This window comes from Variovorax beijingensis (assembly GCF_007828835.1).
Classification (GTDB): Bacteria; Pseudomonadota; Gammaproteobacteria; order Burkholderiales; family Burkholderiaceae_C; genus Variovorax; species Variovorax beijingensis_A.
On the sequence record NZ_VIVL01000008.1, the window covers coordinates 21,148 to 43,861 of the forward strand.

A 22,714-nucleotide genomic window follows, 5' to 3' on the forward strand; every position below is an offset into this window, starting at 1 on the left:
CGGAATTGCGGGTGGGCGCGAACCTGCTCGGTTGCAGCAAAGGGGTGGCCGGCAGTCTATGAATAGAAGCCTGCTGCGCGGTATCCCGGATCGGCAAGCCGTTGCGCGGCCGTTGTGCGCGAGACCAGTCGTGGCACATCCAGCCGATGCTTCATTCGCTGAAAGTGAACCGCCCCTCGGCTGCCAATTGGGTCAGCGGCAGTCGTCCGTTGGGCATCTCGCGAGCGCGCAGCCCCTCGGCAAGCAAGGCCTTGTCGCCCTGCTTGCCAATCGCCAACACCGTTTCCAGCGCGTAGGTGTCTGGAATGCCTGCGGCCTTTCGCAGCCGATCTGCATCGAAGCCCGCCATCCCATGGGCGGACCAGCCCGCGAGCGTGGCCTGGAAAGCGATGCTGGCCCACGCCGCGCCGGCATCGAACGAATGCCATGCGTTGGGCGCGGCATCTGTCTGCCCTGGAAACACGGCTTGCCTGGCCGACACGATGACCACCAGTGCAGCTGCATGCTGGGCCCAGCCTTGGTTGAATTCCACCAGCGTAGCAAAGATCGGCTCCCAACTGAGGGTCTCGCGCTGCGCATAGATGAAGCGCCATGGCTGCGCGTTGTATGCCGAGGGTGCCCACCGAGCTGCTTCCAGCAGGCTCAGCAGCATGGGCTTGGCAATCGGCTCGCCCGTGAATGCGCGCGGCGACCAGCGGTCGACGAACAGGGAATTGATCGGGTGATCGGGCTGGCGTGCTTCAGTCATGGTTTCCTAGTTGAGTTGATTCGTTCGCGGGCTCTCGATTCCCGCCATGTTGATGTACTTGATGACCAAGTAGTCCTCGATGCCATGGCGCGATCCCTCGCGTCCGAGGCCCGATTGCTTGACACCGCCGAACGGCGCCACCTCGTTGGAGATCAGCCCGGTGTTCACGCCAACCATGCCGTACTCGAGGCGCTCCGCGACACGCCACACGCGGCCGAGATCGCGTGCATAGAAATAGCTTGCCAGGCCGAATTCGGTGTCGTTCGCCATCGCGACGACTTCGTCTTCTGTCTCGAAGCGAAACAGGGGCGCGAGCGGCCCGAAGGTCTCCTCGCGCGCGACGCGCATGGCCTGGGTGACGCCCACGAGCACGGTCGGCTCGAAGAAGCTGCGCCCCAGCGCATGCCTGCCGCCACCGGTGATCACCTGCGCCCCTCTTTCTAGCGCGTCAGCCAGATGTTCCTCGACCTTCCGCACGGCCGCGTCGTCGATCAACGGCCCGATGCGTACGCCCTCCTCCTCGCCGGACCCCACCTTCAGCGCCTTCAGCGCGTCCGCCAACTTGCGTGCAAACTGGTCGTAGACCTTGGAGTGCACGTACAGCCGGTTGGCGCATACGCAGGTCTGGCCTGCATTGCGGAACTTGGACACGATGGCCCCTTCCACCGCGGCGTCGAGATCTGCATCTTCGAAGACGATGAAAGGTGCATTGCCTCCCAGTTCCATCGACACCTTCTTTACTGTCGCCGCGGTCTGCTGCATCAGATGTCGCCCGACTTCGGTGGAGCCGGTGAAACTAAGCTTGCGCACCAACGGATTGGTCGCCAACTCCGTCCCGATGTCGCCAGCCGACCCGGTGACTACCGACAGCACGCCCGAAGGAATCCCTGCACGTTCGGCCAACGCCGCGAGAGCAAGCGCCGTCAACGGTGTCTGGCTCGCCGGCTTGACGACCATGACGCAACCCGCGGCCAATGCCGGTCCCGCCTTGCGCGTAATCATCGCAGCGGGAAAATTCCAGGGCGTGATTGCCGCGCACACACCCACGGGCTCCTTGGTCACCACGATCCTCTGGGTGGAGATCGGCGAAGAAATCGTCTCGCCGTAGACCCGCTTGGCCTCCTCGGCGAACCATTGGATGAAGGACGCCGCGTAGGCAATCTCGCCGCGCGCTTCCGCCAGCGGCTTGCCTTGCTCGGCAGTCATGATTCTGGCGAGGTCGTCCTGGTTCTCCAGGATCAGCGCGTGCCAGCGCGCCAGCAGCGCCGAGCGGTCATGGGCCGTGCGCGCGCGCCATGCGGGCCACGCACCATTCGCGGCGTCGATCGCCTGGAGGGTTTCGGTGGCACCCAGGCGCGGTACGTGAGCCACCACGGCGCCACTGGCGGGGTTGGTGACGGCGATGGTTCGGGCGGCAGATATCCACTGGCCCGCCACGAAGCATTGCTCTCGAAGCAGAGAAGGGTCTCGCAGGTTCAACATGGTGCAGGAACTCGGGGTTGAGGTTTCAGATCTGGGTGATCAGCTTGGTCACCAGGAAGCTGTCGAAGGACTCGGTGCCGCCCTCGCTGCCGAAGCCGCTGTCCTTCACGCCGCCGAAAGGCAGCTCGGGATGCGCCATGCCGGAATGGTTGATGTTGACCATGCCGGCCTCCAGTTCGTTGGCCACGCGCGTCGAGGTCTGGATCGACTGCGTGAAGACGTAGGCAGCCAGGCCGAAAGGGAGCGCGTTGCCCAGGCGCAATGCATCGTCCACCGTATCGAAACGCGCGAGGGCGGCCAGGGGTCCGAATGGTTCCTCACGCATGACGCGAGCGTGCTGCGGCACGTTAGCGATCACGGTCGGCTCGTGAAAATGGCCGCGCTCGCCCAATGTGCCGCCGCCTGCGAGCACCTGCGCGCCCGCCTGCACTGCGTCGTCCACGAGTTCGCGTATGGCTTGCAGGCGCCTCTCGTGGATCAGTGGCCCCATTTGGACGCCCTCTTCCAAGCCATGGCCCACCTTCACGCCGCGCATCGCATCGGCGAAACTGGCCACGAAGCGGTCGTGGATGCCTGCCTGGACAAAGAAGCGCGAGGGCGAGACGCACACTTGGCCGGCATTGCGGGTCTTCAGTCGCGCAAGCAGAGTCGCGGCCTGCTCTACGTCAGCATCATCGAATACCAGAACCGGCGCATGACCGCCGAGTTCCATGTTCATTCGCTTCATGTGCGAGCCCGCGAGCGCCGCGAGATGCCTGCCCACCGGAACCGAGCCGGTGAACGAGACGACCCGCACCAGGGGCGATTCGATCAATTGGCGCGAGATCTCGCTTGGCACGCCCCACACGATGTTGAACACGCCTTCGGGCAGTCCCGCGTCGTGGAACAAGCGAGCCATCGCCACAATGGCGCTTGGCGATTCTTCCGGCCCCTTGAGCACGACGGTGCAGCCGGCGCCGATCGCGGCCACGACCTTCTTCATCGCCTGGCCAAATGGAAAGTTCCAAGGGCTGAATGCGACGCAGACGCCTGCCGGCTCGCGCACCACGAACTGGCGCACCGCCGGATTGCGCGATGGCACGACACGGCCGTAGATGCGACGGCATTCCTCCGCGTGCCATTCGATATGCTCGACGGCGTTGAGCACCTCGGCCACTGCTTCCGGCAATGGCTTTCCGTTGTCCAGCGTGATGCCATGCCCGATCTCGCTGGCGCGCTCGCGTGCCAGCGCTGCCGCCTTGCGCAACACCTCGGAACGCTCCATCGGCGAACTGCGCCGCCAGGACTGGAACGCCCGGTGTGCGGCCCTCAGTGCCGCATCGACGTCCTCGCGCGTTGCCCAGGGCAGGCGCCCGAGCAGATCAAAGGTGGCGGGATCACGCACGTCCTGTCCTGGACGGCCATCGCCATTCAGAAAGCGGCCGCCGACATAGAGGGAAAGCTCGGGATACAACATCATGGTTTCCTCAGGCATGCGCCGGCAAGCGGGACTGCTCGGAGGCGCTCGCCGAGCCGGCGAAAACAGAGCCAGTTGGCGGCAGTACGGTTTCGCAAAATGTCGAAAGCTGCGGCACCGAATCGCCCGCCTTGCCAGCCGCCGCGATGAAGCGGTCCGGGCGGATCAGCACCCAGTCGACACCTTTGGCCTGGAACCAGAAGTGCAGCGTGTTCTCCACGTCCTCGATCACTGTTCCCGATGGCTGGACTGGCACGTGAGAACAGGCCTCGCTCCTGATGCTGCGCGAGCGCACGCCGACATAGTGGTCGCAGCCCAGACGCTCGAGTTGCTCCCGCAAACAGGCGGGTGCACCCGCCAGTGCGTCGCCGCACCAGCTCAGCAGCGCGAAGCGCGCACCGACCATATCGTCCAGGCGCTGGGTGCGCCCGGCTTCGCGCTCGACGTTGGGTTGGATGAACATGCGCCCCACCAATTCGTCGCTCCGCGCATCGCCACTGTTCAGGACAACACCCTTTGTAAAGCGCGGCATGGGTTTGAACTTCATCTGCAGCACGTAGTCGCGCACGCGCGGAATGTTCTTGATGGACAGGAAGAAACAGTCACGCATCCAGGCCACGAAGCGGTTGCGCTGGGACAGCACGGAGCCGAACAAGTCCGCCAGATCGATCATCGCCTTGGCGTGCGCGTGGCGCTCTTCGTGATAGCTCGCCAGCAACTCGGGCTTCATCCGTCCCTGCAGGATCCAGGCTAGCTTCCAGGCCAGGTTGAAGGCGTCGCGCAGGCCCGCGTTCAACCCCTGGCCGATCCATGGCGGCGTGATGTGTGCAGCATCCCCGGCCAGGCAAACGCGCCCGACGACGAACGCGCCGGCCACGCGAGAGTTGTGCGTGTACACGCGGGCGCGGATCACGTTGAGCTTGTCGGGTTCTGCCACATGCCGGCCCAGCAGTTCTCGCACCTTCTCAGGCTGCAGCATCTGCTCGCCGTCTTCGCCCGGAAACAGCATGAACTCCCAGCGCCGCAGCCCATAGGGGAGCCTCAGGCACACGTAGGGCCTTTGAGGCTCGCAGTGCAACGCGGTATAGGGCGCGTCCAGGGGATCGTGGTCGCATTCGATCACCACCCACTTGGCTGGATGCGTGCGCCCTTCGAAAGGCAACTTGAGGATGCCTTCGCGCACCATGCTGCGTCCGCCGTCGCATGCCACGAGGTAGCCTGCGCGCACCCGGTGCTCGGCCCCCTCTGCGTCGCGCAAGGTCGCCGTCACGCCCTCATCGTCCTGGACCAGATGAACCAGCTCTACGCCGGGACAAAGGTTCACGTGCGGGAAGCGTTCGAGCCCCTGGCGCAGCGTCAGCTCGCCGAGCGGCTGTGAAAAGAGATTGCGACGAAACCAGCCGAACTCGCGCGTGCTCGGCAGGATCTCCGCAAAACAGCGCTTGCCGGCGGTGTACATGCGCATCGGCACGTTTTGGATCATGTCGCGCAGCATCGCCTCGGCCAGGCCGGCCGCCTGGAAGGTGCGCAGCGCCTCATCGTCGAGGCCCACCGCGCGGGGATAGTTCAGCACCTGCAGGTTGCGCTCGACGACCAGGCAAGCGGCGCCGTAGTGGCCCAACAGGTTGGCGATGGAGACGCCGACCGGGCCCGCGCCGACGATCAGCACCGGAATGTCCGTGGGGATTTTCATAGGTTCTTGTCTCCGTGCCCGCCGACTCAGGCGGCGGTGAGAAGGCGGCTGTCCTGCCGGACCAGCAAGTGGCGCACGCTCTTGCGAAACTCCGTGAAGCTGGCGTCGGCCATCAACTGGGCACGTCGACGCGCGCGCTCTTCATGGCTGTCATAGGCCCAGAGAAAGACAAGCTGATTGAGATCACCACTCTCCGGCGTCATCAGCGTCACCAGGTTGCCCAGCATGCGGGTCTGCAGCGCTCGCGCCGTCTCGTTGTAGATGCGCAAGTACTCGCGCGTGCCGCCTGGTACGAGGGTATAGGTTCGAAGTTCGTGGATCACGGTGCGCCCTTTCCTGCATGGAACAGACCCCGATCGAGAAAATCGGAAACCGCCTGCTGGAACAAGGCCGGCTGGTCGTCATGCACGTAGTGGCCGGCGTCCGGGATCTCGATGCTCGCGATGCGCGGATTCAACGCCTGCATGCGCTCGACCATCGACGGCTGCAGGTAGTCGGATCGCCCCCCGCGGATCACCAGGGTCTCGCAACCGATGGCCGACAGGCACGGCTCAAGATCAACGACACGCGCCGGGTCGGGGTTCAGCCGCGTCGCCGCAATGCCGGCATGGTCGTAGCGCCAGGTGTAGCCGCCCTCGCGCAGGGGCTTGAGCATGCTGTGCAAGCGCTGCTGCCGGGCCTCTTCGCTCACCGTGGGACGCAGCGCCCGCATGAATTCGCCGGCGGCCTCCCAGGACTCGAAGCGCTCCGGCGTCGTTGCGAGTTCCTTGCGGATGCGTGTCGCGCCGTCGCTCGTCTCGAAGGCGCCGGGGCCGGCGTCCTCGATCACCAGGCGCCGCACACGCCCGGGATGGCGCGCGGCATAGACGATCGCGTTGATGCCTCCCATGGAATGACCCAACAGGTCGAAGCGGTCGAGCCCCAACTGTTGAACGATGGCCTCCACATCCGCCACGTAGGCGTCGGCATAGTAGTTGTGAGCGGGGTCCCAGTCAGAGCCGCCGCGCCCGCGCTGATCGAACGCAATGACGCGGAAGCCGGGATGCAGGGCCGCCGCGATGCCAGCGAAGGTCTCGGCGTAGCCGCGAATGCCGTGGAGCATGACGACGGGCCATCCCTGTTCCGCCCCCCACTCGCTGACGTGGAAGTTCAGCCCCGACAGGGCCAGCGTGTAGTCGCGCCGCTCCATGTGCGTCTTTCAGTACAAGCCGTCCTGGCCCTTGACCTCGGAGGCCTTCAGGCCCCCCAGCCGCGCGTTGAGGCGTCCGCGGGTGGCGAAGGCCCAGCAGACGATGACCTCGTCGCGGTTGGGGCCGTCGCTGAACTGGGCGGTCACGGTGTCGTAGTGCGAACGCACGTACAGCGCGTCCTTGTGCGCCAGCGGGATGTCGATCACGGCGCCGGGACCGCCACGCTTTCCGGTGGAAGGCACCCAGGACTTGCCGCCGCCGAGTGCGTCGCGGATCGGGTTGGCTGCCGGATTGGTGAGCAGCGCGTTGCCATGCTCGTACTCGCCGTCGATGCCCACGAGGCAGGCCTTGCCGTAGCTCTCGATCGCGCGGCCCTGGGCAGCCTCCTGGATGCGGCGACCGAACTCGCGCCCCAGTTCAGGCGACGGCTCGATCCAGGCAGACAGGTCCTGGACGAACCTGCCGGCGAACGGGTTGTGGATGGAGGCCGCAATGACGATCTTGCGCAGTGGGTCGCCATCGGCCGGCGCGCCGGTTTCGCCTGCGAGGGTGTCCTCGATCTGCAGGTACCACTTGCGGATGTGAAAGACGCTGAAATTGGCTGACTTGGTCATGAGAATGATGTGTGAATGTTGAAGAACAGGAAGGGGAAAGCGCGCCGCACTCAGTCGTACAGCGGCTCCAGTTCGAAGTGGTCGCTAGGCGCGTTGTAGTTATGCAGCACTCGCTTGCCCTCCTCATCGTCGTGGACGGTTTCGCAGAAGAACTCGAAGCGATGACCATCCGGGTCGTTGAAGTACAGGCCGTAACCCACCTTGTGGTCGGTGGTCTTGACCACCTCCACTCCGGCCTTGAGCAGTTGCCCGTAGAGCCGCCGCAGTTCCGTGATGTCGCCATCGATTTCCAGGCCGTAGTGCTGCAGCGCACAGCCGCCCACAACGATGCCCGGCTCCGGGCGGATCAACGCGATGTCATGGTGCTTCTGTCCGAAGCTCATGAACACCCACTGCTCGCCGCGCGCGGTTTCCTGCATGCCCAGCACGCGCTCGTACCAACTTGCCGATGCGAAGGGGTTCGACACAAAGAGCGAGAGGTGCGTGCGGCGAATCTTCGGGCGCACGGTCCGGGTCGTCGTATCAGTCATGTGGCTTCGCCCCGAGAGTGGATTTCGGGTGCGCCTTGACGGCGGCGACGACCGGCGTCCATGCCACTGCGGTGATCTCGCTGAAGTCGCGCCAGTCCTTGAACCAGGTTTTTCCCGCGTCCATGGAACGGAAGAGGTGGCCGTATTTGGTGCCGGCCAACACAAACTGAGGGTCTGCGGCGTGCGTTCCCAACGCCCAGAACGTGGAGTTGGGCACCGCATGAAGCAGTGCCGCTGACCATGTCGCGCCACGGTCGAGCGAGCGGTAGATCTGCGTGCGCGTGCCCGGCGTGCCATCGCCGATGGCCACCAGCAGCACGTCCTCCGCGCCCTCCAGAGGTGCGAGCGTGCGGGTGTAGTACATGCCATCGAAGCGATCGGCCGAACTTTCCGCGGCCCACGGCCCGTAGCCACCGTCGCGGTTGGTATAGACCGAATTCACCGTGGCGAGCAGATGGGTCTTGGGCCGGCCGCCGCGGGCCGGAAGGATGGTGATGGCGTGGATGTCGCCGTTGAGGATGCCGCTTTGCGCATCGTCCGCGCGGCGCCAGGTCTCGCCCTGGTCCAGGCTGTGCCAGGCACCGCCCTCCTCTACGCCGAACCACACCGCGCCGTCATCGGCGTCCACGCAGATGGTGAGGATCCGCGGACGGTTTACGCCGCCGCAGAACTCCGGCAATTCGATGCCAAGCCGCGTCCAGCTCTGACCCCCATCGAGCGAGCGGAACATCGCGGCGCGAGAAGGCGCGCCCGTTCCTGCGTAGATGACATTGGAGTCGCGCGGGTCGATCGCGATGGACCAGACATGCATTCCGTTCGCGGGCGATTCGAGGCGCCTGAAATGCGCACCCGCGTCTTCGCTCAGGCAAATGCCGGCGTCCGCACCCGCGAAGATCCGGTTCGGGTCCCGAGGGTCCACCAGAAGACTTCGCACGACGCCATCGAACTCGATGGCTTCCTTCAACCCGAGGCGATGCCATGTCGCGCCGTCGTCTGCGCTGCGCAGGATGCCCTGCCCCGCGGTTCCCACAAGAATCGTTCCTTGCATGATTGAGTGCTCCTTCGCTTTGCTCAGATGAAGATGCCGCGCGTGATGCCGCCGTCCACCGCGATCGACTCTCCGGTGATCGCGCCCGCTCGTTCGGAGGCGAGGAACAGCACGGCATCGGCAATCTCGTTGGGCTGCAACACGCGGCGGATGGGCGTGGCCCTGGCGTAGTTCGCCTCCACCTGATCCGGCGTAAGGCCCTGTAGCTTGGCCTCCTTGGCGTAGAGCTCGTGGATGTGCGGTGTTTCCACCACGCCGGGATGGATCACGTTGACCGTGATACCCGACGGGCCGAGTTGGTCGGAAAGCGTCTTGGTCAAGTGGCAGATCGCCACGTTGCGCATGCCCGAGAGTTGCTTGCTGCCGCGGCCCGTGAGGCCGCCGATGTTGATGATGCGGCCGAAGCCGCCCTTGCGCATGTGGGGCGCGGCCGCCTTGGCGCAGCGCATGTAGCCCACCACCTTGATGTTGATGTCTTCCAGCAGCCCTTCGGGGCTGGCGTTCTCGATCTCGCTGCGCACCAGACCGCCCGGGTGGGCAGCCCCATTGACGAGAATGTCGATTCGGCCGAAATGCGCCGCGACCCTGCTCATCATGGCGTCGACCTGCTCGGTGCTGCTGACATTCGCGGGCGCAGCAAGAATCTCGATGCCGGTTTGTTCGCTGATTTCGCGCGCCGCCTGTTCGAGCGGTTCCTTGCTGCGCGCCACGATCGCCACGCGCACGCCTTCGGCCGCCAGCGCCTGCGTCACGGCCCGGCCAATGCCAAGGCTGCCGCCGGTCACGACCGCGACCTTGCCCCTGAGTTTCAGATCCATATGTTCTCCTTGATTGATGCAGGCCGCCTGCCGGCGCCCTGACGTTGCGCCCTCAAAGGGCCATTTCGATGAGCGCAGGGCCGCTTCGCCCGAACGCGCGTTGAAGTTGTTCGGTCAGTTCTTGGGCGGTGTGCGCGCGCGTTGCGGGGACGCCGTAGGCCTCGGCAAGCCCCACCCAGTCGATGCGCGGGTGATCCAGCGCAGTCAGGGCCTCCGCCCGTGTGCCGAGCGCCGCGCCATCGCGCCGCAGTTCGTTGCGCAGGATGGCGTACTGGTGGTTCGCTGCGATCAGCACGACCACGTCGAGGTTTTCATGCGCGAGCGACCACAGCGTCTGGATCGTGTACTGGGTGCTGCCGTCCGACAGCAGCCCGACCACCTTGCGCTCCGGGCAGGCGATGGCCGCGCCCATCGCCACGGGAAGCCCCTGCCCGATGGCACCTCCGGTGTTGGTGAGCGTGGTATGCGGACGGGCGGCCGAAGACGCCGCATAGAAGGGGTAGCCGCAAGTCCCGCCCTCAACCGAGACGATCGCGCCCGCCGGCAATTCGCGCGCCAGAACCGCTGCGATCCTGGCCGGCGTCAGCGCGCCCTCGGGCGCGTCCGGCAGCGACGACACGGCCGCCTGGTAGGCCGGCGCCCCCAGGGCATCGGCCATTTCCTCGAGCCGCCCGGCCACTGGCTGCCCCGGCTCGCTGATGACCAGCAACCGTTCGGCATCGACCAGCAAACTCGGGTGACCCGCATAGCCGAAGTACGTCACCGGCGGCAGCGCGCCGACGAGCACGACGAGTTCGGCCGCATCCAGCACTTCGCGCGCCGGCTCGGGAAAGTAGGGCAACCGATCGAAGGCCGGCAGCCCCTGCCCGCGCTCTGAACGCGACGGAAAGGTCTCGGCATAGGCCTGTGCGCCCAGCAGCGTGCACAGGCGGGCCGTCGCGCGCTGAGCGCGCTGACCCAAGCCAGAGAGTTCTCCGCCACCGCCCAACAGGAAGACCACGCGCCGCGCTGCGCGCAGGCGCTCGATGCATTGTGCTGTGTCGGGGCCGCCCTCGGCGCTCGTGCTGGTGGCGCCAGGCCTTTCGATCTTGGCGGCCTGCGTGACATCGCCCGCCTGAAAATCGGCGGGGAAGATCAGCGTCGTGCCGCGCCCACCTGCTGCAACGCTTTGTCGCACAGCCTCGGCGGCCGCGGCCGCGCTGTCGTCGACACTGTCGATGCGGTGCACCCAGCCAGAGACGGGCCGCGCGAGCGATTCGATGTCGGAGGTCAGCGGCGCGTCATATGGCAAATGCCAGCTGGCGTGATCGCCGACGAGGTTGACGATCGGCGTGCGTGCGCGCCGCGCGTTGTGCAGGTTCGCGATGCCGTTGGCAAACCCCGGCCCCAGGTGCAGGAGCGTTGCCGCGGGACGCCCGAGCATGCGGCCGTACCCGTCGGCCGCTCCCGTGCAGACGTTTTCCTGCAGGCCGACCACGCACCGGATTTCATCGCGCTGCTCCAGTGCACGCACCAGGTCGAGTTCGGTGGTGCCCGGATTGGCAAAGCAGGTGTCCACACCTTCGCCTGCAAGCGCGAGCCAGAGCGCCTCGGCGCCGGTCATTTTCTTCATTGCCTCGTTCCTCTTATTGCACCTTGATGCCGCGCTCGCGCACCAGCTTGCCGACACGCTCGGCGTCGACAGCGATCTGCGCGTCGAGCTCCGCGGGCTTTGAAGCCCCGGCCCGCAGGCCTCGGGCGGACGCCCAGGCCTGCAGGTCGGGAGCGGCCAGCACCTTGGCCAGGGCTGCGTTCATTCGCGCCAGGATTTCTGCAGGGGTGCCTGCCTTGGCATGCAGCGAGTAGGAGGTGGACAGCAGCATGTCGGACCCGCCGGCCTCGGTGATCGTCGGCACATTCGGTGCCACCGGCGTGCGCGCGCTGGCGCCGACAGCCAGCAGCTTCAGGCTGCCCTTTTGCACATGGGGCAGCAGAGCCTCCACGCCGCCCGATGTCGCCACCACCTGGCCACCGAGCATGGCGGGAATGACTTCCGCGAGCGCCTTGTACGGCACATGCAGGAACTGCACGCCGGTGCCTGCTTGCAGCAACTCCATGTTCAGGTGCATGACGCTGCCAACGCCGCCGGTGCCGAACGGCACCTCCCCGGGATGCGCCTTGACGTGGGCGATGAAGGATCTGAAATCGTTGGCAGGCACCTGCGCACTGACCACGAGATACAGATTCACGTCGGCGATGTTGCTGACCGAGACGAGATCCTTCCGGGGGTCGAACGGCAGCGGCTGGTAGAGCAGCGGATTGACCGTGAGGGTGAGCCGGTCGACCAGCAGGAAGGTATAGCCGTCGGCCGGCGACTTCACTACCTCCGACGTCCCGATGATCGCGTTGGCCCCCGCCTTGTTTTCCACGACGAAGGCGGTCTTGAGCTCCTTCGCCATTCCTTCCGTCACCAGGCGAGCCATCACGTCCGGCCCCGTACCTGGCGGGTACGGAACGACGATGCGGATCGGCCGGGATGGCCAACCGCCCTCGGCCCAGGCTGGAGCCGGGGCCAGACACGCGGCGAAAAGCATCGCCAGGGCGGCACATGTTTGCCGAAAGCAATTCCTGTTCATCTCGAACTCCTGAACACCCCGACTGACGACGTTCGGCTTCGAGCGGGGCGTGCGCTCGCTGGGCCGGGGCCAACGGCCCGACTACCCCTGCCAGAGCTCTTTCATTCTGCGAGGAATTTTGCAAGTTTATCGATTAGACAAAACAATGCAATATTGTTTGCCATTTTCAAGCACATAACATGCATATTTTTCTCAATGCGAGATATTGATCGATCATTTCGAAGCGAGCAAGAAGCCGACAACGGCGCCGATGCTTCGATTAACCTTCCGGGTTTGCCAAGACATGCCGCCCACCCATGACGCCACGCGCTGCCAACGCCCATGAATAGCCTCAGTCGCATGCTCGAGGTGCTGAATCTGTTCAAGCCGGAACAGCCCGTGATTGACATCGAGGTCATCTGCTCGCAGTTGGGTTACACGTCCGCGAGCGCATACCGCTATGTGAAGGAGCTGTCCAACGCGGGCCTGCTCGTTCGCCTGCCCCGCGGTTACGCCCTGGGGCCGCGAATCATCGAACTCGATCGGCACATGACTCAGTTCGACCCATTGCTGGCAGCCAGCCGCGACATCGTGGGCGACCTGATCGCCCAGACCCATCTGGAACTGCTGATCAGCGAGCTCTACGACTCGACCGTGATCAACATCCTGCAGCGCTCCGGTGCCGACGAGCAGGCGCTGAACTTCGGACGCGGCAGACCCATGGACTTGTTTCGCAGCGCGACGGCCAAGGTGATCCTGGCGTACCTGCTGCCGCGTCAGTTGAAGCGGCTCTTCGACAACGCCGCGCCAGGAGACCTGGAGCGCATCGGGCTGACCTGGAAAGACTTCTCCAAGGCCATGCTGCGCATCCGCAAGGACGGCTACTGCATCAGCGAGGGCGAACTCGATCCCGGCAAGAGTGGTATCGCCGCGCCGATCTTCGACGAGAAGGGACGCATCCTCGGCAGCATCACCCTGGCGGGAAACTCCGAACGGTTCAATGCCTTCAACCGGGAGTTCCTCTCGACGCTGATGATCGACGCCGCGCGCAAGATCACGTCGCGGATCGCTGGCTAGGGCGGCCAACTCGGCACTCCCTTTAGCTCACGAACGCACCGAGTCTGGCGCAAGGTTTGTCATGGCCGTCAATCGGCCACCTTGATCTTGCGCTCCGAGACCACGCGCTGATAGATCGCCTTGCCTTGGGTGATTCGCGCCTGCATCTGTTCGGGAGTGCTGTAGGCCGCGGTGAAACCCAGGTTGTCGAATGCGTGGCTGACCGCGGGCGCCGCAAGCGCCGTCTTCATGGCGCCGTTGAGCTTCGCCAGTACTTCCGGTGGCGTCCCTCCGGGCGCGAGCAGGCCGAAGAAGCCGGTAATGGCCAGGTCGGGCAGCCCCACTTCCAACGCGGTGGGAATGGACGGGAACAGGCGGTCGCGCGTGTCGCCCGTGATGAACAGCGGCACCAGTTGATTGGAGCGCAACGCGCCGATGAGCGGCGAGACGACCTCGTCCATCAGTTGGGCATCGCCCTTCAGAAGCCCCTCCTTCGCCGAGGCGGCCCCTCTGTAAGGCACGTGAACCAGTTGGATGCCGGTGACCGACATGAGTATTTCGCCCAGCAGATGATTGCTCGACCCCGTCCCGGCCGATGCGAAGTTCAACTCACCAGGCCGTCGCTTTGCCAGCGCGACAAATTCAGCCAGCGTTTTCGCGCCGGTGGCAGGCGTCGTCACGAAGACAAAGGGCTGGGTCGCGCCAAGGCTGACGGGAGCCAGGCTCGCCGCATGCCCCCGGTCCGGATAAAGCACCGGCCCAGCCGTCAGGGTGCTCCCGCTCCCCCAGAGAAGCGTGTAGCCGTCGGCCTTCGCCGAAGCGGCGTATTTCGTCCCGATACGCCCCCCTGCACCCGGCTTGTTGTCGACTATGACAGGCTGGCCCAGGGCGACCGAGAGTTCCTGCGCAACCGCACGGGCAGAGATATCAGTGGAGCCCCCTGGCTCGAACGAGACGACGAGCGTGATCGGCCTGGACGGATAGGCCTGGGCACCGGCCGGCTGCACGAGGGACAGCGCAGTGGCAAGGACGCAGCAAGCCAGGAAGGCCATGCGCAAAAGCGCCGGGTGCAAGCGATTCATCATCATGGGCAGCCTCTTCAAGTGAAAGGGAACGCCGAAGCCCCGCGCCGAGGCGCGCTCAAACAGTGGCAATGGGCGTGACAGGCGAACCTGCGGCACCGGGAAGATTCAATGGCGGCGCAGTCAGAAGGAAACGGCTTCGCTCGTTCTTTCTCAGCCAGCGCGCGAGTTCGCCCAATCGCCACAACTCGCCCAGGTGGATGCCGTTCTTGAAAAGGCAGTGCTCGTGCAGCGGCAGCATTGCGTGCCTGGCGCTCTGGCGCATGGCTTTGGGCATCAACTCCACCGCGAAGTTGTCCGAGATCAGCGCAGCAATGCCTGTGTCGGTGATCCACTGAAGCAACCGCTGGTCGCCGCCATCCAAGCCAGCACAGGAATGAAGCAGTTTCTCGGCGACGGGCTTCCTGTTCATGCCGAGGATCAGGTCGTCGAGGCCGGTGTAGAGGCAGACCATGTCTCCGCGCTCTATGACCACCCGATCCTCCTGCAGGATTCGCATCAGGTCCGCATAGCCGACGGGATGATTCTCCTCGCCGTAGTGGCGATTCAGGTCGATCATGACCGCGCGCCCCTGCACGCCGTGGCTGGCCAGTTGCTCGATGCCAAGCGCGCTTGCCGTCGGGTCCTCGTAGGTGTCCCATCGCACGGCGCCTTCGGCACGGCGTGCCGGCTTGACGTGCTCTCCGCCCCGGTAGCCGTTGTAGAAGACGATCTCGTCGACGCCATCACCGTCGGCGTCAAACTCCGCGCCGACGTGCGCCAAGCCGTCCCACTGCGTGGAGTACTGCGTGTGCAGGACCACGACGTCATCCGAATAGACGTCGGAATAAAAAGGATTCTCGCGGGAGAGCGCAAAGCAGAAGCACTGCTCGCCCTCGTTCTTTCCGCCCCGCAGCGTGGCGAAGCGCCGAGGGCCATGGCGGCGCGGATGCAGTGCCGTGCCGCCGGGGTAGTCCAGCGGAAGCGACAAGCTGAATGTCAGCCCCTCTTTCGCCTCCTCGAGCCCCTTCAGCACTTGCGGCCGGCCAACGAGGTTCATCGATCCGCGCTGATCGTCGTTCCCGAAGAGGCCCCAGTTCGAACCCGGCGGCCTTTGCTTCCATCGGTTCGTCATGGCGATCTTTCTTCGGGCGCCTCAGGCGGCGGCACGGGCGGCGATCTCCTGCCGCTCCGCATTCAGTGCCGCCCGAACGCTCTCACGTTGCTCGATGCGTTCGAGATAGGCATTCAGGCTGGGCCATTGCGAAAGATCGATGTCGTGGACGTGGCTCCACATGACGATGGTGTAACAGTAGGCGTCGGCAACCGTGAAGCGATCGCCGTGCAGGTACTCGCGCCCCGACAGCGCGGTGTCGAGCCAGGCCAGCCGCTTGTTCAGGTTCTCTATCGCCAGCACCCGATACGCGGGAGGCGTGGTCGGTCGGAACAACGGAGTGAAGCCCTTGTGCAGTTCCGAACCGATGAAGTTGAGCCACTCGATGACACGGTATCGGTCCATCACGGCACCGGCAGCCAGCAACCCGCTTCCCGGATTCATGTCGGCCAGGTACTGCACGATCACCGGGCCTTCGGTCAGCAACTCCCCTGCGTCGGTCTCCAAGGTCGGAACCTGTCCCTTCGGGTTGATGGCGAAGTAGTCGCCTCCGTCTTTGAGCTTCTTGGCGCGCACATCCACCCAGATCAGTTCCAGCGGGATACCCGCTTCTCGCGCCACGATGTCGACGGCCAGCGAGCATGCGGTGGGTGTCAGGTACAGCTTCATGTGTTTCCTCAGTCAGTTGCGGGGTCTCGCGCCATGCCAGCGCCGTCAGGTCAAATTGCCATTTTTCCCATATTCCGATAATTTATTTATTTCGTCAACACATCACCCACGAACCCGCATCGGCCATCCACCGGAAGGCCGGGCGCAGCCTCGAGCGACGCGGCCCCTAGAATTCCCAGCCATCGCTCAGCCGAAGGGGGAGGAGACCCATACATGCCGCGTGCAAACACAAAGACCAAGCCCCTCAAGGCGACTCCCAAGACGGCCCGCAAGGCGCGCTCGGTCGCCGTCAAGGCCCGCGATTCGGAGCAGGACTCCTCGAGCCTTTCCCGGATGCTGAGCACGCTTCAACTCTTCACGCGCGAGCACCCGGTGCTGTCGGCCGAGGAGATCGCCAAGGGCGCGGGCGTTCCCACCAGCACGGCCTATCGCTACGTGAAGCAGTTGGCAACGGCCGGCTTGTTGGTTCGCTGGAAAGGCGGCTACACGCTCGGGCCCAGCATCATGGAACTGGACCTGCAAATCAGGGAGTGCGATCCGGTCATCCGTGCGGCGTCCGAACCCATGCGCACACTGTGTGCGCAGACAGGCCTGAACGCGCTGCTGACCAAGCTCTATGGCAACAAGGTCATGACCGTGCACATCGAATCCACGAGCGACACAGGCTCGCTTGCCTACGGCCGGGGCCGGCCGCTGCCCCTGTTCCGAGGCTCCAGTTCCAAGGCCATCACCGCCTTCCTGCCGGCCGCCAAACTGCGCCGACTCTTCGAGAACGGCGAGGCGCAGGGCGACGAACAGCTCAACGACTGGGAGAGCTTCCACGCCAGCATGTCGAACATCAGACGCCAGGGTTTCGCCCTCTCCGTCGGAGAGCTCAACAGCGGCATCGAAGGCATCTCCGCGCCCGTCTTCATCGAATCCCGGCAGGTCGTGGGCAGCATCACCCTCATTGGCGATGCGGCGCGCATGGCACTGCTGCGCGAGGAGGTCGTCATCGAAATGGTGAAAGCTGCGGCAGCCACGGTCAGCAGCGCCCTGCAGTAACGCGCCGGTAAAGCACCGCGCTTTCGCGCCCCGGAAAAGCCGGCATTTCTTTCTTGTTTGATTTTTTCCCAAAATATGAGAAAGTTCTTCTGACACGACACTGAAAGGCCGACCATGGTGCTTCGCTTGCTCCGAGACGCGCTGAAGATCGGACTTCTGGCTGCAGTGCCGCTCTCGGCCTGGACTCAACCTCAGGCGCAAGCGTTTCCCGCAAGGCCCATCACCATGGTTGTCGGCTTTGCCGCCGGCGGAGGCACGGACACGGCGGCGCGCTTGCTGGCGCAGAACCTGGCCGCCGAGCTGGGACAGCCGGTAGTGATCGAAAACAGGGCGGGCGCCGGAGGAATGATCGGAGCCGCCGCCGTAGCCAAGGCATCTGCGGATGGCTACACACTGTTCTTCGGGTCGGGCTCGGAGTTGACCGTTTTGCCGGCCCTGAAAAAGGCGGTGCCCTATGACACGCTGAAGAGCTTCAAGCCCATCACGCAAGTGGGCACCGTGTCGTTCATGCTGGTGGCGCATCCATCAGTCCCAGCCAGCAGCGTCGGCGAGTTGACCGCCCTTGCCCGGGCGAAGCCGGGGCAGCTGAGCTTCGCGTCCTACGGCGCAGGTTCGACCAATCACCTGATCGGTGAACTCTTCGCGATCAAGACGCAGACAAAACTGCTGCACGTGCCCTACAAGGGAAGCGCAGCTGCCGCGACGGACCTGGTCTCCGGTGAGGTGCAGATTGCGTTCGATACCGTGTCGGTGATGCTTCCGTATGTGCAGGCGGGAAGGCTCAAGGCACTTGGTGTCCTGTCTGCTCAGCGCACCACCCAGGCCCCCAATCTTCCAACGATGGCCGAGGCGGGTATCCCGGACCTGGTGGTTGACGGCTGGCTTGGTGTCATGGCCCCGGCGGGAACATCCGACGCCATCGTGCAACGCCTCGACAAGGCAATCGGAAACGCACTTGCCAAACCGCAGGTCGCAGAGGCCTTGGCGCAGCGCGGCGTGAAGGTATCCGGCGAAGGTCCAGGACCGTTTCGAGCCTTCATCGAACGAGATCAGGACAAGTGGCGAAGCGTTGTCCAGCACGCTCACATTCAACTCGAGTAGCCACTCCAACCCGACAGAGCACTTTTGCCGAAACCCGCATCGACGCCGGCACACGGTCGACCACCGCCGATCGACGACCCGGACCCGGCGCCGCCGAGCGCCGTCTTACTCCACTTGCCATGCTCAAGAAAATACCTCTCGCAGCGCTTGCACTGTTTACCGCTCTCGCATCCCTCAGCGCCCAGGCCGCTCCTGCATTCCCCGCAGATCGCCCGATCGCGTTGGTCGTGCCGTTTTCCGCCGGTGGCGGGACCGACATACTTGCCAGACTTGTGGCGGCCAAGCTGGGCGCGATGATTCGGCAATCCGTTGTTGTCGAGAACAAGCCGGGTGCCAACGGTGTTCTCGCGAGTCAGTATGCCGAACGAGCGAAAGCCGATGGCTACACGCTGATGTTCGGCGGCAGCTCGACCCACGTCCTGTCGCCGCTACTGTCTCCGAAGAAGCAGCAGATGGAACAAACCCGCAAGAACTTCTCGATGGTCGGCATCGTGGCGGAAACACCGCTTGTACTGGCCGTGAACGCCAAGTCTTCGTTCAAGAATCTCGATCAGCTGCTGAAGGCTTCGCGCGACCGCGAGCTGACCTTCGGCACCTTCGGCTCCGGGTCGTCTCCCCACATCATGGGGGCGCTGCTTGCGGCGCGAACCAATGCGCGTCTGCAGCATGTTCCGTACAAAGGCTCTTCGCCCGCGATCACCGAGTTGCTCGGCGGTCACATCGACAGCGTGTTCCTGACAGTCGCCGCGCTCAGCAGCCATGTCGAAGACAAGGAAGTGCGCGCCTTGGCGGTGACCGGGGCCCGCCGCGTGCAGACATTGCCCGACGTTCCCACATTCAAGGAAGCCGGCGTATCGGGTTTCGAAGACTCGGGTTGGTTCGCTGTGTTCGCACCCGCCGGGACTCCGGAGCCTGTCATGGACTTTCTTCACGATGCCATCGGGCGCGTGATGGCAACCCCGGAAGTTCAGGCCAAGTTGGTGGAGCTTGGATTGCGCAGCGCGAACAGCAGCCGTGCGCTCCAGATGGCCGTGTGGGAGCGATCCATCGTCGCCACGCAGGGCATCCTGACTCAGGTCAAGATCGAAACGGACCGGTAGCGAACCGTCGCATGAGATTCGACTCAATTCCTGGTCGGCACGACGCTGGCCATTTATGCACTAGAAGAAAATGAGAAATGTCATGAAGCTTTATCACGAGGTGCGCGGCTGCTCGCTGGCTGTCGATATCGTTGCGCGCGAACTACAAATCCCTCTTGAGCTTGAATGGGTCAACATGACCACCAAGCGTCTGAAGGACGGCACCGACTACTTTCAGGTCAACAGCAAGGGAACCGTGCCCACTCTCGAAATGGCCGACGGGCAGTATCTCAGCGAAGGCGCGGTCATCATGCAGTACTTGGCAGACCAGAGCCCGGGCAGTTCGCTGCTGGCGCCCCCGGGCACGCTCGAACGGTACCGGACGCTCGAATGGATGAGCTTCATCGGAGCGGACCTTCACAAGGGCGGCTTCATGCCGCTCTTCAAGGCGGCGACTCCTCCTGAATACAGGAGCATCGCTCGCCAATACCTCAATGGCCGACTTGGTTGGCTGAACACGCAGTTGAGCGACAGGAACTACCTCATGGGGTCCATCTTCACGATTGCGGATGCGCATTGCTACACCATTGCCATGTGGACAAGAGCCCACGCTATCGACACTGCGCCATGGCCCCACCTGGAAGCCTACCTCACCCGGACCGGTTCACGGTCCAGCGTGAAAGCGGCCGAGCAGGCAGCGCGCGAACAAGGTGAGCGTGAAAGCGCAGAGAGAATGCACAACACTCACTAACCGATTCGCGCACGCGCTCATCGCCGAGCCGACGGACGAGCGTGATCGCCCCCGTCACGGCCATCGCGCCTGAACTGGGTTACGCGATTGCGAGTGCGCTCGTCGGCGTGTCTACCGCACCTTCGAAGAGACACGCGCATCCATCGGGTGCATCGCTGGCCCGCATGCACCTCTTGACTCTATTCAATTGTCGCGGCGCTGCGCGCGCGTCTTTCGGCGCAAGTCGATGTGCCGCTCGCAGGCGGTCAAGTTCAAGCGGCACTTGACGCCGCCCGCTCCGCTGGCGACTTCGTCCAGTTGCTGATTTGGGCTAACGCGGGTGACACAGGCAAACGCACACTCGCCCTGCGCCCAGAGTTCGGCGCGACTTTCTTCAACCTGCCAGAGCCTCTGGCATTTGTGCGATTTTCATCTGGCAGATCACCCATGACCCTGCAACTGAATCACTTTATCGAGGGCGCTTTGGTCCCTGCCTCGGACCATGCCCGCATGAGCCTCGTCAGTCCTGTTGACGAACTGGAATATGCCACCGCAGCGCGCGGCACGTCCGAGGACGTGCAGCGCGCCGTAGCGGCTGCGCATGCCCAATTGGAAAGCGGCGCCTGGAAGCTACTCAGCGGAGCGCAACGCGGCCACCTGCTGAGCAAGCTGGCCGACCTCGTCGAACGCGACACTGCGCTGTTGGCCGACATGGATGCCAATGCCATCGGACGCTCGCCGATGGAGCCCCGCATGATGGACGTTCCCAATGCCGTGGCCAACTTGCGTGCCGCAGCGGGCTGGGCCAACCACCTTGAAGGCCGCGCCATCCCTACGGGCGGCTATATGGGGAATCGGACGCTCTCATACACGATCCGGGAGCCGATCGGCGTGGTCGGTGCCATCCTGCCGTGGAACTCGCCCCTGATGATCACGACATGGAAGCTGGCCGCTCTGTTGGCGGCGGGCTGCACCGTGGTGGTGAAGCCGTCAGAGGAAACGCCCCAATCCGCGCTGCATCTGGCTCTCCTCGCGCAGGAGGCGGGCTTTCCCGACGGCGTGATCAACGTGGTCACGGGCTACGGTGAGGTGGTCGGCCGTGCGCTTTGCGAGCATCCCGACGTGGCGAAGATCAGCTTTACTGGAAGCCCCGAAGCGGGACGGGCCATCCAGCGCATCGCAGCTCCGTTGTTCAAGCGAATCACACTGGAACTGGGTGGCAAGAGTCCGCAGATCGTATTTGATGATGCCTCCATGGAGGAGGCACTGCGCGGCTGCGCCATGGGCCTGTTCGTGAATCAGGGGCAGGTGTGCGCGGCTGGATCGCGGATCCTCGTGCAGCACGGCATCGCCCGCGAATTCGCGGCTGCATTGGCGGAGGCGGCGAATTCCATCACCGTGGGGGATCCGCGCCAACCCGGTGTGCAGATGGGCCCAGTGGCCAAGAAGGCGCAGTTCGACCGTGTGAATCGCTACGTGCAGATTGGCCTCGACGAAGGCGCCGAACTCCTTGCCGGCGGTGTGTCGCAGCCTGAGAGAGGATGGTTCGTGAAGCCCACCATCTTCGCCAACGCAACAAACTCAATGACGATTGCGCGGGAAGAGATTTTTGGTCCCGTGGGGACGATCATCGTCTTCGACACCGAGAAGGAAGCCATCGATCTGGCCAACGACTCCGCCTATGGCTTGGCCGCCACAGTGTGGACCAGCCACCTCGCGCGCGCTCACCGCGTCGCAGCCGCCCTCAAGGTCGGAGCCGTTGGCGTGAATTGCTGGAGCCCTCTGGATGCGAACCTGCCATGGGGTGGACTCAAGACGAGCGGCATTGGCCGCGAGGGCGGGTTGTCCGGTGCCCTCGCGTATACCGAAGAAAAGGTTGTCACCGTGCTGTTGCCAAACTGACCTTGGTGCTGCAGCCAAAAGAAGAAGGAGCTTGCGATGGGTTGGCGCAACAGAATCGACGCTTACGGAAATGCCTCAATGCTGTTCCATTGGTTCACAGCGGGGGCATTCATCACCGCCTATGTGATTGCGTACTATGTGATCTGGATAGTCGATCCGGAAACAAGTATCAAGCCGGCACTCTTCGGCATCGCTCCGGAGCCTGACCGGGTCATCCCGCTCCTCAATATCCACTGGATTCTGGGTATCTCCATCGGCGTGCTCACGCTGCCGCGGCTCGTCTGGCGGCTCTGGGGAGGCGTCCCCCACCACGTCCCCGGTTCACGCCTGGAACATCTCGCCGCGGACGTGGCCCATTGGGCGCTGTACGCCTTCCTCATCCTTATGCCCGTGACAGGCTACATGACGACGTATCACCCGACTGATTTCGGGCTCTTCGTGATTCCGGCATGTCGAGACACGGCCTTTGCGGCCTGGGTCCGGGACCTCTTCGGCCTGAGTGTCAAAGACCTGGAAGACATCATGTGGTCGATTCACAGCTTCTGCGGCAAGTGGCTGGCATGGCCGCTGGTGGTGCTGCACGTCGCTGCGGCTCTTGTGCATCACTTCGTTCGCAAGGATGCCGTGCTGCGGCGGATGCTGCCGTTGAAGCCGCGACCCCAGGTCGTTCCGGCGCACGCCCACCCGGGAAAACGCTGCAACCCTTGATGTGCAAGAGCTCCGGCGCGGTTCGACCGGCCGATGCCCGGCGCGGAAACGGACGGGGTCAGAAGACCGGGGTCATG

General features: G+C 64.3%; 22 protein-coding genes. 7 read left to right on the plus strand and 15 right to left on the minus strand.

Features of this window, described 5'->3' with window-relative positions:
- Positions 1 to 151: 151 nt before the first annotated feature.
- The 12 genes from FB547_RS21710 to FB547_RS21765 are packed head-to-tail and all read right to left on the minus strand — an operon-like array spanning position 152 to position 12,194.
- Entirely contained in the window at positions 152 to 748 is a 597-nt protein-coding gene (locus FB547_RS21710) for a nitroreductase family protein (RefSeq protein WP_145745755.1), read from the minus strand.
- 6 nt (positions 749 to 754) lie between these two features.
- Entirely contained in the window at positions 755 to 2,230 is a 1,476-nt protein-coding gene (locus FB547_RS21715) for an NAD-dependent succinate-semialdehyde dehydrogenase (protein ID WP_145745756.1), read from the minus strand.
- A gap of 25 nt (positions 2,231 to 2,255) precedes the next feature.
- Entirely contained in the window at positions 2,256 to 3,683 is a 1,428-nt protein-coding gene (locus FB547_RS21720; protein ID WP_145745983.1) for an NAD-dependent succinate-semialdehyde dehydrogenase, read from the minus strand.
- A gap of 13 nt (positions 3,684 to 3,696) precedes the next feature.
- Complete coding sequence (locus FB547_RS21725) at positions 3,697 to 5,379, minus strand: bifunctional 3-(3-hydroxy-phenyl)propionate/3-hydroxycinnamic acid hydroxylase (protein WP_145745757.1); 1,683 nt, start codon at positions 5,377 to 5,379, stop codon at positions 3,697 to 3,699.
- 26 nt (positions 5,380 to 5,405) lie between these two features.
- Positions 5,406 to 5,702: an NIPSNAP family protein gene (locus tag FB547_RS21730; RefSeq protein ID WP_145745758.1), complete on the minus strand. Its 297-nt coding sequence runs from the start codon at positions 5,700 to 5,702 to the stop codon at positions 5,406 to 5,408.
- Positions 5,699 to 6,568, minus strand: coding sequence for an alpha/beta fold hydrolase (locus FB547_RS21735; protein WP_145745759.1), 870 nt, complete (start codon positions 6,566 to 6,568; stop codon positions 5,699 to 5,701). Before FB547_RS21735 ends, FB547_RS21730 begins: the two co-directional genes overlap by 4 nt.
- 9 nt (positions 6,569 to 6,577) lie before the next feature.
- Positions 6,578 to 7,183 (minus strand): amino acid synthesis family protein, encoded by a 606-nt coding sequence (locus FB547_RS21740; protein WP_145745760.1) that lies wholly within the window; start codon positions 7,181 to 7,183, stop codon positions 6,578 to 6,580.
- 50 nt (positions 7,184 to 7,233) lie between these two features.
- Complete coding sequence (locus tag FB547_RS21745; RefSeq protein WP_145745761.1) at positions 7,234 to 7,713, minus strand: VOC family protein; 480 nt, start codon at positions 7,711 to 7,713, stop codon at positions 7,234 to 7,236.
- The gene (locus FB547_RS21750) at positions 7,706 to 8,761 is read right to left on the minus strand and encodes a WD40/YVTN/BNR-like repeat-containing protein (protein WP_145745762.1); all 1,056 of its coding nucleotides are present in this window, start codon (positions 8,759 to 8,761) and stop codon (positions 7,706 to 7,708) included. Before FB547_RS21750 ends, FB547_RS21745 begins: the two co-directional genes overlap by 8 nt.
- A 23-nt stretch (positions 8,762 to 8,784) precedes the next feature.
- A complete protein-coding gene (locus FB547_RS21755) occupies positions 8,785 to 9,579 on the minus strand; it encodes an SDR family NAD(P)-dependent oxidoreductase (protein WP_145745763.1) in 795 nt (264 codons plus the stop codon).
- 52 nt (positions 9,580 to 9,631) lie between these two features.
- Positions 9,632 to 11,191, minus strand: coding sequence for an acetolactate synthase large subunit (locus tag FB547_RS21760; protein WP_145745764.1), 1,560 nt, complete (start codon positions 11,189 to 11,191; stop codon positions 9,632 to 9,634).
- A 13-nt stretch (positions 11,192 to 11,204) separates the two neighbouring features.
- Positions 11,205 to 12,194, minus strand: coding sequence for a Bug family tripartite tricarboxylate transporter substrate binding protein (locus FB547_RS21765; protein WP_145745765.1), 990 nt, complete (start codon positions 12,192 to 12,194; stop codon positions 11,205 to 11,207).
- 321 nt (positions 12,195 to 12,515) lie between these two features.
- Here FB547_RS21765 and FB547_RS21770 point away from each other — a divergent pair, with 321 nt between their 5' ends.
- Complete coding sequence (locus FB547_RS21770) at positions 12,516 to 13,250, plus strand: IclR family transcriptional regulator (RefSeq protein ID WP_145745766.1); 735 nt, start codon at positions 12,516 to 12,518, stop codon at positions 13,248 to 13,250.
- Positions 13,251 to 13,318: 68 nt separating this feature from the next.
- Here FB547_RS21770 and FB547_RS21775 read toward each other — a convergent pair whose 3' ends face one another.
- The 3 genes from FB547_RS21775 to gstA (FB547_RS21785) are packed head-to-tail and all read right to left on the minus strand — an operon-like array spanning position 13,319 to position 16,073.
- The gene (locus tag FB547_RS21775; protein ID WP_261380352.1) at positions 13,319 to 14,317 is read right to left on the minus strand and encodes a Bug family tripartite tricarboxylate transporter substrate binding protein; all 999 of its coding nucleotides are present in this window, start codon (positions 14,315 to 14,317) and stop codon (positions 13,319 to 13,321) included.
- Between the two features lie 52 nt (positions 14,318 to 14,369).
- On the minus strand, positions 14,370 to 15,425 hold the full coding sequence (locus tag FB547_RS21780) for a cyclase family protein (RefSeq protein WP_145745767.1): 1,056 nt from the start codon (positions 15,423 to 15,425) through the stop codon (positions 14,370 to 14,372).
- 21 nt (positions 15,426 to 15,446) lie between these two features.
- Positions 15,447 to 16,073, minus strand: a complete 627-nt coding sequence (gstA, locus tag FB547_RS21785) for a glutathione transferase GstA (RefSeq protein WP_145745768.1) — start codon at positions 16,071 to 16,073, stop codon at positions 15,447 to 15,449.
- Positions 16,074 to 16,286: 213 nt separating this feature from the next.
- Between gstA (FB547_RS21785) and FB547_RS21790 the strand changes: the two genes are divergently transcribed.
- From FB547_RS21790 to FB547_RS21815, 6 genes are all read left to right on the plus strand, one after another.
- Positions 16,287 to 17,117 (plus strand): IclR family transcriptional regulator, encoded by an 831-nt coding sequence (locus tag FB547_RS21790; RefSeq protein WP_145745769.1) that lies wholly within the window; start codon positions 16,287 to 16,289, stop codon positions 17,115 to 17,117.
- A gap of 114 nt (positions 17,118 to 17,231) precedes the next feature.
- A complete protein-coding gene (locus tag FB547_RS21795) occupies positions 17,232 to 18,218 on the plus strand; it encodes a Bug family tripartite tricarboxylate transporter substrate binding protein (RefSeq protein ID WP_145745770.1) in 987 nt (328 codons plus the stop codon).
- Positions 18,219 to 18,337: 119 nt separating this feature from the next.
- Positions 18,338 to 19,318, plus strand: a complete 981-nt coding sequence (locus tag FB547_RS21800) for a tripartite tricarboxylate transporter substrate binding protein (protein WP_145745771.1) — start codon at positions 18,338 to 18,340, stop codon at positions 19,316 to 19,318.
- A gap of 82 nt (positions 19,319 to 19,400) precedes the next feature.
- The gene (gene gstA / locus FB547_RS21805; RefSeq protein ID WP_145745772.1) at positions 19,401 to 20,048 is read left to right on the plus strand and encodes a glutathione transferase GstA; all 648 of its coding nucleotides are present in this window, start codon (positions 19,401 to 19,403) and stop codon (positions 20,046 to 20,048) included.
- Between the two features lie 426 nt (positions 20,049 to 20,474).
- Positions 20,475 to 21,929 (plus strand): aldehyde dehydrogenase family protein, encoded by a 1,455-nt coding sequence (locus tag FB547_RS21810; protein WP_145745773.1) that lies wholly within the window; start codon positions 20,475 to 20,477, stop codon positions 21,927 to 21,929.
- Positions 21,930 to 21,965: 36 nt separating this feature from the next.
- Positions 21,966 to 22,637, plus strand: a complete 672-nt coding sequence (locus FB547_RS21815) for a cytochrome b (protein ID WP_145745774.1) — start codon at positions 21,966 to 21,968, stop codon at positions 22,635 to 22,637.
- Positions 22,638 to 22,714 lie beyond the last annotated feature (77 nt).

What these genes read in the sequence shown, in the direction of transcription:
- FB547_RS21710 (WP_145745755.1), bottom strand. Translation starts at nt 748, where the DNA reads ATGACTGAAGCACGCCAGCCCGATCACCCGATCAATTCCCTGTTCGTC.
- FB547_RS21715 (WP_145745756.1), bottom strand. Translation starts at nt 2,230, where the DNA reads ATGTTGAACCTGCGAGACCCTTCTCTGCTTCGAGAGCAATGCTTCGTG.
- FB547_RS21725 (WP_145745757.1), bottom strand. Translation starts at nt 5,379, where the DNA reads ATGAAAATCCCCACGGACATTCCGGTGCTGATCGTCGGCGCGGGCCCG.
- FB547_RS21735 (WP_145745759.1), bottom strand. Translation starts at nt 6,568, where the DNA reads ATGGAGCGGCGCGACTACACGCTGGCCCTGTCGGGGCTGAACTTCCAC.
- FB547_RS21740 (WP_145745760.1), bottom strand. Translation starts at nt 7,183, where the DNA reads ATGACCAAGTCAGCCAATTTCAGCGTCTTTCACATCCGCAAGTGGTAC.
- FB547_RS21745 (WP_145745761.1), bottom strand. Translation starts at nt 7,713, where the DNA reads ATGACTGATACGACGACCCGGACCGTGCGCCCGAAGATTCGCCGCACG.
- FB547_RS21750 (WP_145745762.1), bottom strand. Translation starts at nt 8,761, where the DNA reads ATGCAAGGAACGATTCTTGTGGGAACCGCGGGGCAGGGCATCCTGCGC.
- FB547_RS21755 (WP_145745763.1), bottom strand. Translation starts at nt 9,579, where the DNA reads ATGGATCTGAAACTCAGGGGCAAGGTCGCGGTCGTGACCGGCGGCAGC.
- FB547_RS21760 (WP_145745764.1), bottom strand. Translation starts at nt 11,191, where the DNA reads ATGAAGAAAATGACCGGCGCCGAGGCGCTCTGGCTCGCGCTTGCAGGC.
- FB547_RS21765 (WP_145745765.1), bottom strand. Translation starts at nt 12,194, where the DNA reads ATGAACAGGAATTGCTTTCGGCAAACATGTGCCGCCCTGGCGATGCTT.
- FB547_RS21770 (WP_145745766.1), top strand. Translation starts at nt 12,516, where the DNA reads ATGAATAGCCTCAGTCGCATGCTCGAGGTGCTGAATCTGTTCAAGCCG.
- FB547_RS21775 (WP_261380352.1), bottom strand. Translation starts at nt 14,317, where the DNA reads ATGATGATGAATCGCTTGCACCCGGCGCTTTTGCGCATGGCCTTCCTG.
- FB547_RS21780 (WP_145745767.1), bottom strand. Translation starts at nt 15,425, where the DNA reads ATGACGAACCGATGGAAGCAAAGGCCGCCGGGTTCGAACTGGGGCCTC.
- gstA (WP_145745768.1), bottom strand. Translation starts at nt 16,073, where the DNA reads ATGAAGCTGTACCTGACACCCACCGCATGCTCGCTGGCCGTCGACATC.
- FB547_RS21790 (WP_145745769.1), top strand. Translation starts at nt 16,287, where the DNA reads ATGCCGCGTGCAAACACAAAGACCAAGCCCCTCAAGGCGACTCCCAAG.
- FB547_RS21795 (WP_145745770.1), top strand. Translation starts at nt 17,232, where the DNA reads ATGGTGCTTCGCTTGCTCCGAGACGCGCTGAAGATCGGACTTCTGGCT.
- FB547_RS21800 (WP_145745771.1), top strand. Translation starts at nt 18,338, where the DNA reads ATGCTCAAGAAAATACCTCTCGCAGCGCTTGCACTGTTTACCGCTCTC.
- gstA (WP_145745772.1), top strand. Translation starts at nt 19,401, where the DNA reads ATGAAGCTTTATCACGAGGTGCGCGGCTGCTCGCTGGCTGTCGATATC.
- FB547_RS21810 (WP_145745773.1), top strand. Translation starts at nt 20,475, where the DNA reads ATGACCCTGCAACTGAATCACTTTATCGAGGGCGCTTTGGTCCCTGCC.
- FB547_RS21815 (WP_145745774.1), top strand. Translation starts at nt 21,966, where the DNA reads ATGGGTTGGCGCAACAGAATCGACGCTTACGGAAATGCCTCAATGCTG.